This is a genomic window from Oenococcus kitaharae, assembly GCF_025758695.1.
Lineage (GTDB): Bacteria > Bacillota > Bacilli > Lactobacillales > Lactobacillaceae > Oenococcus > Oenococcus kitaharae_A.
Map to the genome: position 1 here is coordinate 1 of NZ_JANJQP010000005.1, position 13,948 is coordinate 13,948.

The 13,948-nt window shown below is 41.8% G+C and carries 16 protein-coding genes; 15 read left to right on the top strand and 1 reads right to left on the bottom strand.

Features of this window, described 5'->3' with window-relative positions:
• Positions 1–48: 48 nt before the first annotated feature.
• Positions 49–1,362: a D-serine ammonia-lyase gene (locus tag NRF22_RS08640; protein WP_263780097.1), complete on the top strand. Its 1,314-nt coding sequence runs from the start codon at positions 49–51 to the stop codon at positions 1,360–1,362.
• On the opposite strand, the gene NRF22_RS08645 is transcribed toward NRF22_RS08640, so the two are convergent.
• On the bottom strand, positions 1,334–2,200 hold the full coding sequence (locus NRF22_RS08645) for an NAD(P)H-hydrate dehydratase (RefSeq protein WP_263780098.1): 867 nt from the start codon (positions 2,198–2,200) through the stop codon (positions 1,334–1,336). The two genes, NRF22_RS08640 and NRF22_RS08645, sit on opposite strands and share 29 nt — an antisense overlap.
• Positions 2,201–2,329: 129 nt before the next feature.
• Between NRF22_RS08645 and atpB the strand changes: the two genes are divergently transcribed.
• The 14 genes from atpB (at position 2,330) to NRF22_RS08715 (ending at position 13,941) form a co-directional block, all read left to right on the top strand.
• Entirely contained in the window at positions 2,330–3,055 is a 726-nt protein-coding gene (gene atpB, locus NRF22_RS08650; protein WP_263780099.1) for a F0F1 ATP synthase subunit A, read from the top strand.
• A 30-nt stretch (positions 3,056–3,085) separates the two neighbouring features.
• A complete protein-coding gene (gene atpE / locus NRF22_RS08655; protein ID WP_007747092.1) occupies positions 3,086–3,298 on the top strand; it encodes a F0F1 ATP synthase subunit C in 213 nt (70 codons plus the stop codon).
• A gap of 23 nt (positions 3,299–3,321) precedes the next feature.
• Positions 3,322–3,852 (top strand): F0F1 ATP synthase subunit B, encoded by a 531-nt coding sequence (gene atpF, locus NRF22_RS08660; protein ID WP_263780100.1) that lies wholly within the window; start codon positions 3,322–3,324, stop codon positions 3,850–3,852.
• Complete coding sequence (atpH, locus tag NRF22_RS08665; protein ID WP_263780101.1) at positions 3,852–4,406, top strand: ATP synthase F1 subunit delta; 555 nt, start codon at positions 3,852–3,854, stop codon at positions 4,404–4,406. Before atpF ends, atpH begins: the two co-directional genes overlap by 1 nt.
• Positions 4,407–5,969: a F0F1 ATP synthase subunit alpha gene (gene atpA, locus NRF22_RS08670; RefSeq protein ID WP_263780102.1), complete on the top strand. Its 1,563-nt coding sequence runs from the start codon at positions 4,407–4,409 to the stop codon at positions 5,967–5,969. It abuts the gene before it with no gap.
• The gene (gene atpG / locus NRF22_RS08675) at positions 5,969–6,880 is read left to right on the top strand and encodes an ATP synthase F1 subunit gamma (RefSeq protein ID WP_263780103.1); all 912 of its coding nucleotides are present in this window, start codon (positions 5,969–5,971) and stop codon (positions 6,878–6,880) included. The genes atpA and atpG overlap by 1 nt, the downstream gene beginning before the upstream one ends.
• A gap of 18 nt (positions 6,881–6,898) precedes the next feature.
• Entirely contained in the window at positions 6,899–8,431 is a 1,533-nt protein-coding gene (atpD, locus tag NRF22_RS08680) for a F0F1 ATP synthase subunit beta (protein ID WP_412178731.1), read from the top strand.
• Positions 8,432–8,435: 4 nt separating this feature from the next.
• Entirely contained in the window at positions 8,436–8,864 is a 429-nt protein-coding gene (locus NRF22_RS08685) for a F0F1 ATP synthase subunit epsilon (protein WP_263780104.1), read from the top strand.
• A 73-nt stretch (positions 8,865–8,937) separates the two neighbouring features.
• Positions 8,938–9,138 (top strand): DUF1146 domain-containing protein, encoded by a 201-nt coding sequence (locus NRF22_RS08690; protein ID WP_263780131.1) that lies wholly within the window; start codon positions 8,938–8,940, stop codon positions 9,136–9,138.
• 36 nt (positions 9,139–9,174) lie between these two features.
• A complete protein-coding gene (locus NRF22_RS08695; protein WP_007747077.1) occupies positions 9,175–10,299 on the top strand; it encodes a rod shape-determining protein in 1,125 nt (374 codons plus the stop codon).
• Positions 10,296–10,520, top strand: coding sequence for a DUF2969 domain-containing protein (locus NRF22_RS08700; protein WP_263780105.1), 225 nt, complete (start codon positions 10,296–10,298; stop codon positions 10,518–10,520). The genes NRF22_RS08695 and NRF22_RS08700 overlap by 4 nt, the downstream gene beginning before the upstream one ends.
• A 7-nt stretch (positions 10,521–10,527) precedes the next feature.
• Positions 10,528–11,751, top strand: a complete 1,224-nt coding sequence (locus tag NRF22_RS08705; protein WP_263780106.1) for an FtsW/RodA/SpoVE family cell cycle protein — start codon at positions 10,528–10,530, stop codon at positions 11,749–11,751.
• Positions 11,748–12,725, top strand: a complete 978-nt coding sequence (locus NRF22_RS08710; protein WP_263780107.1) for a DUF2785 domain-containing protein — start codon at positions 11,748–11,750, stop codon at positions 12,723–12,725. Before NRF22_RS08705 ends, NRF22_RS08710 begins: the two co-directional genes overlap by 4 nt.
• 82 nt (positions 12,726–12,807) lie before the next feature.
• On the top strand, positions 12,808–13,941 hold the full coding sequence (locus tag NRF22_RS08715; protein ID WP_263780108.1) for a D-alanine--D-alanine ligase family protein: 1,134 nt from the start codon (positions 12,808–12,810) through the stop codon (positions 13,939–13,941).
• The last annotated feature ends 7 nt before the right edge of the window (positions 13,942–13,948 follow it).

A 13,948-nucleotide genomic window follows, 5' to 3' on the forward strand; every position in this document is an offset into this window, starting at 1 on the left:
AACATGCGAAATGGGTATACTTTCTGGGAGTAAACAAGGAGTGACAGAATGGCTGAAATATTATCGCATATTAAATTAAACATGGATGAGAGTTTACTGAAGAGATTGTGTGATTATCAGGAAACTCTTTGGCTCAATCCGGATTATGGTACAAGTTTAGCATCTGCGAGTGACGTCAGCAGTGACGTCAGCCAGGAAACAGTTTTTCGTGCCAACCGCTTGTTAGAACGCTTTGCCCCTTATTTGGAGACTGTGTTTCCTGAGACACAAGTTAGCAATGGCATTATTGAGTCCCCTATACAAGAAATGCAAAATATTAAAGAGTATTTGTCCATTCCTGGGCACGTTCTGATTAAGAGAGACGATTTAATGCCTGTGAGCGGATCTATTAAGAGCCGTGGGGGCATCTACGAAGTACTGGTATTCGCGGAAAAATTAGCTGCAAAAAATGGCTTTAATCCTAACACAGATGATTACCGGGATTTAGCCCAGGAGCGGTTTAAAAAAATTTTTGGACAATGGAAAATTGAGGTAGCAAGTACTGGCAACCTAGGTCTTAGCGTAGGTTTGATGGCGAGCACGCTCGGATTTCAGGCACGCGTACATATGTCGCATGATGCCACTGAATGGAAGATCAATAAACTTCGGCAAAACGGTGTTCAAGTTGTTATTTATAACGACAATTTTTCAAACGCAGTGACCATGGCTAGAGCCGCTTCTAAAAAAGATGATCATAGTTATTTTGTCGACGATGAAGCATCTAAAATCCTATTTGCCGGTTATGCAACAGCAGGAGAGCGCGTTAAACAGCAAATTGCTGATTTAGGCATCGAAGTATCCAAAGAGAAACCCTTGGTTGTATACTTGCCTGCTGGTGTTGGTGGATCACCAAGCGGCGTTGCTTTCGGGCTCAAGATACAATTTGGCGATAGTGTTATGCCTATCTTCGTAGAACCAACACATATGCCTTCGGTACTTTTGGGCATGGCTAGTGGCCTTAATCATGATATTTCTGTCTACGATATAGGTATTGATGGTAAAACTGCGGCTGATGGATTGGCGGTTGGCCGTCCATCTCTGATTGCTGGTAAGTATATGCAGAATAAACTGTTTGGTATTGCAACTGTCTCTGATGAGCACATGTTTGCCTTTCAAGGAATGCTGAAAAAACTAGAAAATATTGAAGCCGAGCCTTCTGCGGTTGTCGGTATCCAAGGTTTGCTAGCGTCCCAAAAGATTAAAGCTATTCCATCGGAGGCAACACATATGATCTGGTCTACCGGCGGTTCAATGGTTCCGCGAGAAACGATGAATCAATATGAAAAAAATGCACTCAAATATTTTGCTCATTGGCGAGTATGACTTGCTTCATAGCGGATGGAATCTGATCAGAAATGCGTGTGGGCAGAGCAATATAGTTTTGTTTGCTTAATTGCCTTGCGATCCAACTATGTAAATAGACAGCTGCTTGAATGGCTAAAAAGGGGTCATGCGGGAACTGCCCAAGAAATCCGGCAACAATACCAGCTAATGTATCTCCCATTCCTCCAACGGCTTGAAAAGGGCCACCAATTGTTAATTGACTGTATTCGTCAGGATTTTTTTGAGCATAAATCTCACTTGCATTACTCTTTAAAATAAGATAGTCCGCTCCGATTTTTTGCAGTTTTGAAAAATTGGCATCGGCAGTCTGTTTTGAAACCTCTAATCCCGATATACGCTCCCATTCGCCTTGATGCGGTGTGAGAACGCTTGTCGGCTCTTGTGGTATGCGAAGATGCCGTTTGCCAATCATTGAAAGGGCAGTTCCATCTATAACTAGAAACTGATTCATCGTTAAAATACTGAAAGTTTCTTTGATTAGCTTCTCTGAAAAATCTGAATCTTCCAGGCCTGAGCCAATCAAAATAACATCGGCTTTTTTGATAATATTTGATAATTTTTTTGTATCATAATAATCAACGAACATGGCCTCCGGAATAGTTGATAACATGGCAGTACGGTTAAGCGGGTCGGAAGCCAAAGTGACCAAGCCGGCACCGGTGTTCACCGTCGATTTAGTGGCCATAATCGCGGCACCACCGAATGATTTGCTTCCGCAGATCAGAATGATACGACCATAATTAGTTTTATTGGACTGAGAAGGACGGCTTTTGATAACTTCTTGCAGTATGTGATTTTCTAGGATTTTTTTTAGCATTTCGATCAAAGAGTAACATAAAGAGAAAAACATAACAATTTTGGCGTTAAGCGTTTACATATATCAATTTGTATCGTTTTTAAAATCAAAAGCGTTACAATGTGATTTATGGAAAAGAGGTGATGGGGTATGCCCAGTGGTACACTGAAGACCTTCCAATTCCTAGGCTTGACATTTGATTGGACGACGATTATTTCAACTTCGACAGCTTTTGTCATAGTTCTGGCACTTGGAATTTTTCTTTCTAGAAGGTTGAGTATTCGGCCTGGTAAAAGGCAAAATTTACTGGAATGGATCATTGATTTCACTAACGGCATCGTTAAAAATCAACTACCGGATCGAAGCGGATCAATATATAGGCTCTACATTTTTGCATTGTTTCTATTTGTATTTGTATCAAATCAATTAGGCCTATTTCTTGAATTTGGCAATGATTCAATGCAGGTCAGGAGCCCGACTTCGATTCCTTTGATCACGTTGACGTTGGCTTTAATGAGTTTAATGGTCGCTCATTTTGCTGGAGTTGCAAAGTTTGGTTTTGTCGGATATCTGAAAAATACTTTTTTAGCACCGACTGCAGCTTTGTTTCCGGTTAAAATTATTGATCAGATTACGAATTTATTGACGCTAGGTTTGCGAATTTACGGTAATATATTTGCTGGGGAAATTCTGCTCAATTTAATTGCAGGCTTCGCCTTACCAAATAATACTTTGAGTTCGCCGGTTGACTTTATTTTGTCCATTCCACTCGAGTTGGTTTGGCAGGCATTCAGTCTTTTGATTGGTGCAATTCAGGCCTTTGTTTTCGCGACTTTGACAAGTGTTTATATCTCGCAGATGATTACAAAAGAATGATAGTTTAATTTAAGAAAGAGGAGAAAATTAATGAATTATATTGCTGCAGGTATTGCATTATTGGGATCAGCCATTGGTGGTGGTATTGGAAACGGCCTATTAATGGCTAAACTGATTGAATCTATCGCACGCCAGCCTGAACTAGAAGGTACTTTACGTACGAACATGTTTATTTCAATGGCTTTGGTTGAAGCCATGCCGATCATCGTTATTGCGATGTCATTCCTATTGATTAATGCATAAAAAAGTAAGAAAGGATGGGTAGTATGCTCACAACGATTGCAATTCAAATACCAGGTGGTTCAGCAGTTTATGTGTTGCTCACATTCATCTTGCTCTTGTATGGTTTGAAGAAGCTGGCCTGGGGACCGGTGACAAAGATTATGGACGAAAGAGCGAATCGGATCAGTGATGACTTGGATTCCGCTGCCAAGTCTAGAAGCGAAGCGGAGAAACTTCAAAAGATTGCAGACCAAAATTTGAAGGAAAGCCAAGCACAGGCAACCGAATTGATGGAGAGCACCCGCAAATCTGCTGAAACGCAAGGAAAGAAAGTTGCTGATCTGGCACAAGCACATGCTGATTCAATTAATCGCCAAGCACAAGTTGATGCTCGGCAGATTAAGACAGCCGCTCTAGAGTCGGCTAAGGATCAGATTGCTGATTTGTCTGTTTCAATTGCTTCTAAGATTATTGGTAAAGAAATTTCAGCTAAGGATCATAAAGCGCTTATCGATGATTTTATTTCAGATTTGGAGAAGCAAGATAATCCAACATCAGTCAAGGAGAAGGTCTAATGGCTTTCAACGAAAACAGGATTGTCAGTAATTATGCACAAGCTTTGTACGAGGTTTCCAAAGATCAGACAGCGAAGGTTCTTTCTGAATTGCAGACAATTGAATTAGTGTTTGAACAGAATAAGAAGTTAGCACCAACTCTCGATGATGTTTCTGTTCCCAGTGTTCAGCAGGAAGTCTTTATCCAAACCCTTAGCAAGGGTACTTCCCATGTCACTCAGAATTTATTGGAAACACTGGCCGATAATCGTCACTTTTCGTTGTTAGAAGAAATTGTTAATCAGCTCGAAAGGCTGGTCAACGTTTCTGAAAATCAATCTTTGGTCTTGGCTACGACAGCCGTTGCTCTGACGAAGTCTCAGGTCGACAAACTGAGCAGGATCGCACAAGCTAAGTTTAATTATGAACACGTCGAAATTAAGAATATCATCGATCCTGCTATTATTGGTGGCGTTATCCTAACGGCTGGATCAAAAACAATTGATGGATCAATAAAAAATAAGTTAACGCAGTTAAATAATCAAATTAAAGCAGCTGCTGGAAAGGAGCAATAAATGGCAATTAAATCAGATCAAATTAGTTCTTTAATTAAGCAGCAGTTGGAAAAATACGATGCTACTTTAAAAATTGATGAAGTCGGAACCGTTACCTACGTTGGTGATGGTGTTGCGCGTGCTAGTGGTTTAGCTAACGCAATGTCCGGTGAGTTGGTTCAATTTGAAAACGGTGTCTATGGCATGGCTCAAAACCTTGAAGAATCTGAAGTTGGTATTATTGTGCTTGGAGATTTTGATGGTATTAGCCAAGGAGACACGGTTAAACGTACCGGCAGAGTCATGGAAGTGCCTGTCGGCGATGAACTAATTGGCCGAGTTGTTAATGCCCTGGGAGAGTCAATTGATGGCAATGGTGCGATTAAGACAACACATACACGCCCGGTTGAGTTTAAAGCACCAGGAGTTATGCAAAGAAAGTCCGTTTCTGAACCTCTCCAGACCGGTATTAAAGTTATCGATGCCTTGGTACCGATTGGCCGTGGTCAACGAGAATTGATTATCGGGGACCGTAAAACTGGTAAGACATCCCTTGCTATTGATACGATTTTAAATCAAAAGGGTCAGGACATGATTGTTGTCTATGTCGCGATTGGACAAAAAGACTCCACTGTTCGGACTCAGGTTGAAACATTACGTGCCATGGGCGCGTTAGATTATACAATTGTTGTCTCGGCTGGCCCTTCGGAGCCTGCACCTATGCTTTATCTGGCACCTTATGTTGGTGCGGCTATCGGCGAATACTTCATGTATAACGGTAAGAATGTTTTGATTGTATATGATGACTTATCTAAACAAGCGACAGCCTATCGTGAGCTTTCTCTGATCTTGAGAAGGCCGCCAGGACGTGAGGCTTATCCTGGAGATGTGTTCTATCTTCACAGCCGTTTGCTGGAACGTGCGGCCAAATTGAGTGATGAATTAGGTGGCGGATCGATGACTGCTTTACCAATTATTGAAACGCAAGCTGGGGATGTCTCGGCTTATATCCCGACAAATGTTATTTCCATTACCGATGGCCAGATTTTCTTGGATGCGGATCAATTTTATGCGGGCAATCGTCCAGCGATTGATGCTGGAACCTCAGTATCTCGTGTTGGTGGTGATGCTCAGATTAAGGCGATGAAAAAAGTTTCTGGTACTTTGCGTTTGGACTTAGCATCGTACCACGAACTAGAGGCCTTCGCGCAATTCGGTTCTGATCTTGATGCACCAACGCAGGCCAAACTTGCTCGTGGCCGTCGTACAGTGGAGGTGCTGAATCAGCCTTTGCACCAGCCAATGCCGGTTGAACAACAGGTCTTGGTATTGTATGCGCTAACTCATGGGTATTTGGACGATATTGATGTTACTGATATTCAAAGATTTCAAAAAGAATTCGTGGAATTCGTCGGTAACAATAAGACTTACTCTAAATTATTCGAAGCCATTAAAAAAACCGGTAATTTACCAGATGAAAAGGACATTAATGCTGCTATCGAAGATTTTAAGAAGCATTTTGCTAAATCTGTGGAACCAAATGACTACAATGCTCCCGCTGCAAAACAAGGAGCTGCTGAATAATGGCTGGCCTTCAAGATATCCGCAGACGTATTGACTCGACTAAAAAAACCAGCCAAATTACGAGCGCGATGCAAATGGTCAGTTCAAGTAAGCTGAGCCAAATCCAAAAGCACACTTCTGGCTATCTTGATTATGCGAACCATGTTGAGGCAATTGTTGCACATTTAGCCGCAACTCATTTGCTGGATTCGCAGGCTGAAGGCACGATTCCGTTTATTACACAACGACCCGTTAAGAATACAGCTTTGCTAGTCATCACGTCAGATCGTGGATTAGTTGGTGGCTATAATAATCAGGTCTTAAAGCAGGCAGATCAAATTATGGCTGATCAGAAATTGACTACACAGAATACAGTTATCTTTGCCGTCGGTGGTAAGGGGTCTGATTATTATGCCAAAAAAGGTTTCACCATTGCTTTTGAGGATCGTGAAATTACCGATGTTCCAAAGTTCTGGGAAGTCTCACCCCTGGTAAAAGAGATTACAAAGCAATATTCAGCTCATAAGTTTGATGCGCTCGAGATTGTGTATAATCACTTTATAAACCGACTTCGGAATCAAGTTGTAGACCAATTCGTGCTGCCAATCAGAGCGGAAAATTTTAAACGGGACTCCGAAGGCAATTTATCGGCAGATAAATATCAAAGCAGGGCTCGTGATTATGATTTTGAACCAGCACCGGAGACATTATTGAAAGCAGTGCTGCCTCAATTTGCCCAGTCATTATTATATGGTGCTGTACTTGACTCTAAAACAGCTGAGCATGCTGCATCAGCTAATGCGATGCAGACCGCAACAGATAATGCAAAAGATTTGATTTCTACCCTTGGATTGAAATATAATCGAGCACGACAAGCGGCGATTACCACTGAGATCACTGAGATCACTGGTGGCATGGCTGCTCTACAATAGTACAGAAAGGAGAAATAGATGGCAGAAAAGAAAACAACCGCGAAAGCTAAAACTGACAAAACTGCTAGTACTGTTAAGAAAACTGTGTCTGTGAGTGATCCAGTTTCCAAAGCAACTAACAGTACCGCGTCTGTTTCGAATGAGAAAAATTTGGCTGTGGGTACGATTATTCAGATTATTGGTCCGATTGTTGATGTGCAGTTTCCAGATGATGCGAAACTGCCTGATATCAATAACGCCTTAAAAGTACAAAAAGCTGATGGCACAGAGCTGACCATTGAAGTATCTATCGATCTTGGCGATAATGTTGTTCGGACGATTGCCATGGATTCGACCGACGGGTTAACACGTGGTATGAAAGTATTAGATACCGGTGCGCCTATTGAAGTACCTGTTGGCGACAAAACTTTGGGACGTGTTTTTAACGTTCTTGGCGAGCCGGTTGATGAGGGTGATCCAATTGATGCTAGCGTACCGCGCCATCCGATTCATCGTTCAGCGCCAAAATTTGATGAGTTGACAACTTCAGCAGAAGTTCTTGAAACGGGAATTAAGGTTATTGATTTATTGGAGCCTTACCTTCGTGGAGGGAAAACTGGCCTCTTTGGCGGCGCTGGTGTTGGTAAAACAGTGCTGATTCAGGAATTGATTCACAATATCGCTCAAGGCCATAATGGTATTTCTGTTTTCACAGGTGTCGGTGAACGTACACGTGAAGGAAATGACATGTATTACGAAATGAAGGCAAGCGGTGTTTTGAAAAATACCGCCATGGTCTATGGACAAATGAATGAGCCGCCTGGAGCACGTATGCGTGTGGCTTTGACTGGTTTGACTATGGCTGAAGATTTCCGTGACCAAGAGGGTAAGGATGTTTTATTGTTTATTGATAACATCTTCCGCTTTACTCAAGCGGGTTCTGAAGTTTCAGCTTTACTGGGACGTATCCCTTCAGCTGTTGGTTATCAACCAACCTTAGCAACGGAAATGGGTCAGTTGCAAGAAAGAATCACTTCTACTAAGAAGGGTTCCGTTACTTCCATCCAGGCTGTTTATGTGCCGGCGGATGATTATACTGATCCTGCTCCGGCTACGACTTTCGCTCATTTGGATGCAACGACTAACCTAGAGAGATCTTTGACGCAGCAGGGCATTTATCCAGCTGTTGATCCCTTGGAATCGACTTCAAGTGCCTTGACTCCTGAAATTGTCGGAGACGAACATTATGAAGTTGCCATGCAGGTGCAGCATGTCTTGCAGCGATACAAGGAGTTGCAGGATATCATTTCTATTTTAGGAATGGATGAGTTATCAGATGAAGAAAAGACGATCGTTAATCGTGCTCGTCGTATCCAATTCTTTTTGAGCCAACCTTTCTCAGTTGCTGAACAATTTACTGGTGTTCCTGGTCAATATGTGCCTGTAGCTGAGACAGTTCGTGGCTTTAAGGAGATTCTGGAAGGCAAACATGATGATTTGCCAGAAGAAGCCTTCAGAAATGTGGGTACAATTGATCAAGCGATTGAAAAAGCAAAGTCGATGAAGAGCTAAAACTATGGCAGAGAATCTTTCTACAAATGACAATCAACTGACGGCGAATATCGTAACTCCTGATGGAACAGTTTATAATCAATCCGATGTGAGTTTAGCGGTACTCGATACACTTGAGGGCGAGATAGGAATCATGGCAAACCATATTCCAATTGTTGTTGCACTTAAGATTTCGCAGATGCGCATTCATCGTGGGAAAGACGAAGATCTATATACCGTTAATGGTGGTTTTGCTGAATTTTCTAATAATACGTTAACCGTGGTGGCGGATTCAGCGGAAAATGCAAAAGATATTGATGTCAGTCGAGCTCAAGCAGCTGAGGAACGAGCTAAAATTCGTGCCAGAAATGCGCAGACAACGGATGAAAGTGCGCGTGCGCGTGTTGCACTGGCAAGAGCAATTAATCGTATCAATGCTTCTAAAGTTCGATAATAATTTCTTAAAAGACACAGTTTATGTGTCTTTTTTGTATACAATCAAAAGCATGCAGAGTTTATTCCAATTTATGTTTACCCTGGTTTGCGTCTATGTGGCTTTTTGGAGCTTACAAAATATTGAATTCGAAAAAATTGTGTTAAGTAGCGCTAAGAGACAAATACTTATTTTGAGGGCTTTTTTGGCAATTGTGATTGGCTATTTTGTTGCCAATTTTTTCTTAACGATGGGAAATTTAATAATTAGTTTTAGTCAAAGTTTTCAACGGTAGAAAAAATTGCCGTGTTATAATTGACTGCGAGGTTTTATGGCAAAAGATATTGGTATTGATTTAGGAACAGCGAATGTCCTGATCTACGTTGAAGGTCAAGGGATTGCGCTAAATGAACCATCAGTTGTCGCAATCGACGCAAAGACTGATCAGGTTTTGGCGATTGGCTCAGATGCTTATAAGTGGATTGATCGAGGCAATCAGGATATTCGTGTTGTTCGTCCGTTAAAAGATGGCGTGATTTCTGATTTTGATGCAACTGAGGCAATGCTGACTACTTTTGTCAATCAATTGCGTGTCAAAGGCTGGATGAGTCGGCCGAATATTATGATCTGTGCGCCGACAAATATTACTGAGATTGAGCGTAAAGCGATTATTCAGGCGGCTCAATCCGCTGGTGGTGCAAACGTCTATCTTGAGTATGAGCCGAAAGTTGCTGCTGTTGGTGCTGGACTTGATATTTTTGACTTTGTCGGAAGCATGGTGATTGATATCGGCGGTGGTACTTCGGATATTGCTGTCTTGTCGGGTGGGGATATCGTGGCTAGCCAGTCTTTACGGATGGCTGGCGATCAATTAACGCAGGACATTATTCGTTATTTACGTCAGCAGTTTGGTATTTTGATCGGAACACCTATGGCCGAACGCATTAAGCAGGATGTCGGATCTGCCTTGCAAGTAACCAACCCGATTGAGATGACTATTCGTGGACAGGATCTCAATGATGCTAATTCTGTGAAGGGTTTGCCTAAGCAGGTAACCATTGATTCAAACGACATTGAAGAAGCGATGCATGCTACTTTGACGACGATTGTTCGTTCAGCCAAGGAAATTTTGGGACAAATTCAGCCTGGTTTGGCAGGAGACATTATCGATCGCGGCATTATGCTGACTGGTGGTGGTGCTTTATTGGGTTCTAAAGTCAAGGGCGGCGGTATTGACACGCTGCTTCAGCAGGAATTGCATGTTCCGGTTAATATTTCGGACGCGCCTTTGGATAATGTTGCTAAGGGAGCCGGTACCCTACTTGAATACGCAAAACGCGAGCGGCACAATGCACATCAAATCTTGGGAATCGGAAATCCAGCTTATAAGAAAAAACTCGATAAAGAGACACAGATCGAGTCTAATAATATTCACATTAATAAAATAGAAAAGTGATTGATCAAATGTCTAATCGAGAGAAAAATTATCAGGTGGAATTAGTTGAAGAAGGTACTATCTTGCATGTACAAATTGCCGGTGAGACCATTGGTGATGTGACTCAAAAAGATGGTCTGTATTTGGCAAAGAATGTTTGGGATAATTTTTTGGGAGATTTTAAAAAACAAGATCAGGCAGTAATGGCTGTCATTTCCAACTTTAATTTGCGTCAAGCTTAACTTAAAAATGCAAAATCCGAATTTAAAAAATAGAGCCGCGACTTTTCGTCGTAAAGATGATTCGCAAATTGATTGGCGAATCATTTTTGTTGTACTCGCGTTGATGGCAGTTGGCTTTGGTGCGTTATTTTTAGCATTGAGAGCTGATTCATCGGTCTCAATTACTCATTCAATGCTGATTCAGTGCTTATGGTGGCTGTTTGGCTGGGGGATAGCTATTTTGCTGATGCACTTGGATGCTGATCAGCTTTTTCGTTTTGCCCCTCTAGCCTACGCCTTAGGTATTGCTTTATTAGTTTTTGTTCTTTTTGCCTATAGCCGGTCCTTAGCAGCATCAACAAATGCAAAGTCTTGGTTAGCTATTGGCAGTTTGACTTTTCAGCCGTCCGAGGTAATGAAACCAGCTTTGATCCTGATGTTATCACGGATTGTATATACCCATAACCAGAGTTATGCCGTTCATACGGTATCTTCGGACTTCCTGTTGATAGCAAAAATGATTGCTTTAACTCTGCCGGTTATCATTTTGATGCAGCTGCAGCATGATTTTGGTTCCACGTTGGTATTTGTTGCCATTTTCGGTGGTATTTTCTTAGTTTCCGGTATCTTAAATCGTATCTTGGTACCCATTACTGCAACTGTTAGTACCATTGCCGCTTTAGCTATATTTGCCGTTACTACGACAACCGGTCGAACTATTCTGACTAATTTAGGATTTCAGGCTTATCAATTTGCTCGTGTTGATGATTGGCTGAATCCCGGAGGTGCGGCAAGTTCTCAAAGCGGTTTCCAGTTGTTTCAATCAATTAAAGCGATTGGATCCGGTCGTATCTTTGGCAACGGTGTCAATAACATTTCTGTCTATGTACCGGTTCGTGAATCTGATATGATTTTTTCCGTTATCGGTGAAGGTTTGGGTTTTGTTGGTGGCTTCGTCGTTATTCTGCTTTATTTTCTGCTCATTTACAGTCTGATCCGCCGTGTTTTTGATACGAAAAATTCTTTCTATGCATATGTTGTCTCCGGCGTTGTCTTAATGGTGCTCTTTCATGTGTTCGAAAATATTGGTATGAGCATCGGCTTGGTTCCGTTAACGGGTATTCCACTACCTTTTATCAGTCAGGGCGGGTCGGCGTTATTGGCTAACATGATTGGAATTGGTTTGACTTTGAGTATGCAGTATCATAACTTTACCAGCGAGTTTGCCAAAAAGGAGACTAGTTTTAAATGATTGATGACCAGATTGCATTAATTAAAGATACGGTTATTCAAGCTCGGAAGAAATTGGCGAACGGCCAGATTTATCAGTCTCTAAATGGCCAGCTGGAAAATCTGGTTGGCAGTCTGTCCAAAAGATCGAAGACGATTGTTAAACCCGTCGATGGCGGTGATTCTGCTTTGGCTTTAATGCAGAAAACGTCAGAGAAGTTTATTCAGGTTAAAAAAGTATTGCTGACCGATGACCAGTTGTTTGAAATTTTGAGGCAATTGGCTTCGACCAATCCTGCTTATCGTGACCGCGGCGCTTTTTATTTTCTTTCTGATCTTATTTCCAACAAAGCGTTGAGTCCCGAACAGATGCGTTGGATTGCAAATTATCTAGTAGCCGATGAGCGTTTGTTCGGGCATATTTTAGAGCCATTGAATGATGGGGTTTTTCAGAGGTCTTTCTCACTGCTCATCTTGGGCCAGCTATTAAGTGCGGATATTCAGCAGAATTTCATTGATACGCAATTGCGCGACCGGATCATTAATCAAGTTGCTGCCTATGCTTTGTTGGAACAGGATGGCCGTGGTTTTGTTGGCGAAAAAGGATGGGCTCATGCCTTCACTCATTTGGGAAATGTTTGCAGCAACCTTTGCAGCAGTCCGAAAGTTCGCCGCGCCGACAAAATTTTGCTGCTGGCAACACTGTTGGTGGGCTATCATAATGCACCGGTACCATTCGTGGCCGGCGAAGATGCGCGTATCGCAGCTTATTTGGCAGAGATCACAAATCTCAATGAAATATACGAAGATTATTTTCTGCGAGTCTTAAAATTCTGGCATCAAGGATTAACTGCCCAGATGGCTGTTACGACTGAAGCCGGATGGAATAAAATTTATAATCGTAACCGTTTGCTGCAGCAGCTTTTACTGCAAAAAGATGCTTTTCCAGGTTCAATTGTTGATTATATTGAAAGCACCCGCGACTATTTAAACTAATTGACAAGTGAATCAAGATGTGAGATTCTTAAGATTCTAGGAATTCGTTTTTTTAATTTTTAAATAATCATTAGGAGCAGTTATGACTGAAAAGGTACGAGTTGGTCTTTTTTTTGGCGGGAATTCTTCGGAACACGATGTCAGCAAGAGGTCAGCGAAAAATTATTACGATGCGCTGGATCCTGAAAAATATCAGGTTTTTCCTGTCCTAATCTCTAAAGACGGCGACATGGTTGATACCGAAACTTCCAAAAAAGTATTGTTTGGCGAAGACGAGGATCAGCTGCTTAAAACAAAGCCGCAAATGGATTCAGGCATTTTATCCTCAATCAATGCGATTAAAGATTTAAAACTGGATGTGTTATTTCCCTCGGTACACGGCAATTTAGGTGAAGATGGCACCTTGGCTGGGCTTTTTCGATTACTGAAAATACCCTATGTGGGTGCAAATTTAAAGGCACATGCAATCAGCTTTGACAAGGTTATTACAAAAGAGCTGATGACGGTTAATCACGTCCGAAACACGGCTTATGTTGTTCTATTTAAGTCAGATAGTGATCGTCCAAGCTGGGAAGAATTGGCTGCAAAATTAGGTGAAACGGTTTTTGTTAAAGCTGCCAACCAAGGCTCTTCTGTGGGCATTTCGCGTGTGACCAATGCTGCAGAGTATCGGCGTGCTTTGGCAGATTCATTCCAATATGATGAAAAGGTAATTGTTGAGGCAGCGGTTAAGAATCCAACTGAGCTGGAAATTGGTTTAATTGGCAATGATAAAGTGGTGGCTAGTCCCATTGGTGCACATTGGGCACCGGGACAGAATGATGGTAATGGCTGGTTTGATTATGATAATAAGTTTATCGATAACTCAAAGATGAAGTATCAGATCCCAGCTCAGATCGGGGATGAAAAGAGCCGAGAATTAACAGATATGGCCATTAAAGCCTATCGGATTTTAGGTATTAAAGGCTTTGCCCGCATTGATTTTTTGATGAGTGAGGATGGAGAAATCTTCCTTGGCGAGCCCAATACTCTCCCTGGTAACACAAACATGAGTCTTTTCCCGATTTTGTTTGAATCAGCTGGTATGAGCAGAAAAGCGCAAGCTGAAAAACTGATTGAGCTGGCTTTTGAAGAATTCGACCGTCAAAAACAGATTAGTTATTCATTTACAGAGCTAGGTTCGGAGAAACTCGGCGAATTCGATATTAAGAAGTAAACATATT

Excerpts from the sequence above, each read along its gene's own strand:
- NRF22_RS08695 (WP_007747077.1), top strand. The coding sequence starts at position 9,175 with ATGGCAAAAGATATTGGTATTGATTTAGGAACAGCGAATGTCCTGATC.
- NRF22_RS08715 (WP_263780108.1), top strand. The coding sequence starts at position 12,808 with ATGACTGAAAAGGTACGAGTTGGTCTTTTTTTTGGCGGGAATTCTTCG.
- NRF22_RS08710 (WP_263780107.1), top strand. The coding sequence starts at position 11,748 with ATGATTGATGACCAGATTGCATTAATTAAAGATACGGTTATTCAAGCT.
- NRF22_RS08690 (WP_263780131.1), top strand. The coding sequence starts at position 8,938 with ATGTTTACCCTGGTTTGCGTCTATGTGGCTTTTTGGAGCTTACAAAAT.
- atpF (WP_263780100.1), top strand. The coding sequence starts at position 3,322 with ATGCTCACAACGATTGCAATTCAAATACCAGGTGGTTCAGCAGTTTAT.
- NRF22_RS08685 (WP_263780104.1), top strand. The coding sequence starts at position 8,436 with ATGGCAGAGAATCTTTCTACAAATGACAATCAACTGACGGCGAATATC.
- atpE (WP_007747092.1), top strand. The coding sequence starts at position 3,086 with ATGAATTATATTGCTGCAGGTATTGCATTATTGGGATCAGCCATTGGT.
- NRF22_RS08645 (WP_263780098.1), bottom strand. The coding sequence starts at position 2,200 with ATGCTAAAAAAAATCCTAGAAAATCACATACTGCAAGAAGTTATCAAA.
- atpG (WP_263780103.1), top strand. The coding sequence starts at position 5,969 with ATGGCTGGCCTTCAAGATATCCGCAGACGTATTGACTCGACTAAAAAA.
- atpH (WP_263780101.1), top strand. The coding sequence starts at position 3,852 with ATGGCTTTCAACGAAAACAGGATTGTCAGTAATTATGCACAAGCTTTG.
- atpD (WP_412178731.1), top strand. The coding sequence starts at position 6,899 with ATGGCAGAAAAGAAAACAACCGCGAAAGCTAAAACTGACAAAACTGCT.
- atpA (WP_263780102.1), top strand. The coding sequence starts at position 4,407 with ATGGCAATTAAATCAGATCAAATTAGTTCTTTAATTAAGCAGCAGTTG.
- NRF22_RS08640 (WP_263780097.1), top strand. The coding sequence starts at position 49 with ATGGCTGAAATATTATCGCATATTAAATTAAACATGGATGAGAGTTTA.
- atpB (WP_263780099.1), top strand. The coding sequence starts at position 2,330 with ATGCCCAGTGGTACACTGAAGACCTTCCAATTCCTAGGCTTGACATTT.
- NRF22_RS08705 (WP_263780106.1), top strand. The coding sequence starts at position 10,528 with ATGCAAAATCCGAATTTAAAAAATAGAGCCGCGACTTTTCGTCGTAAA.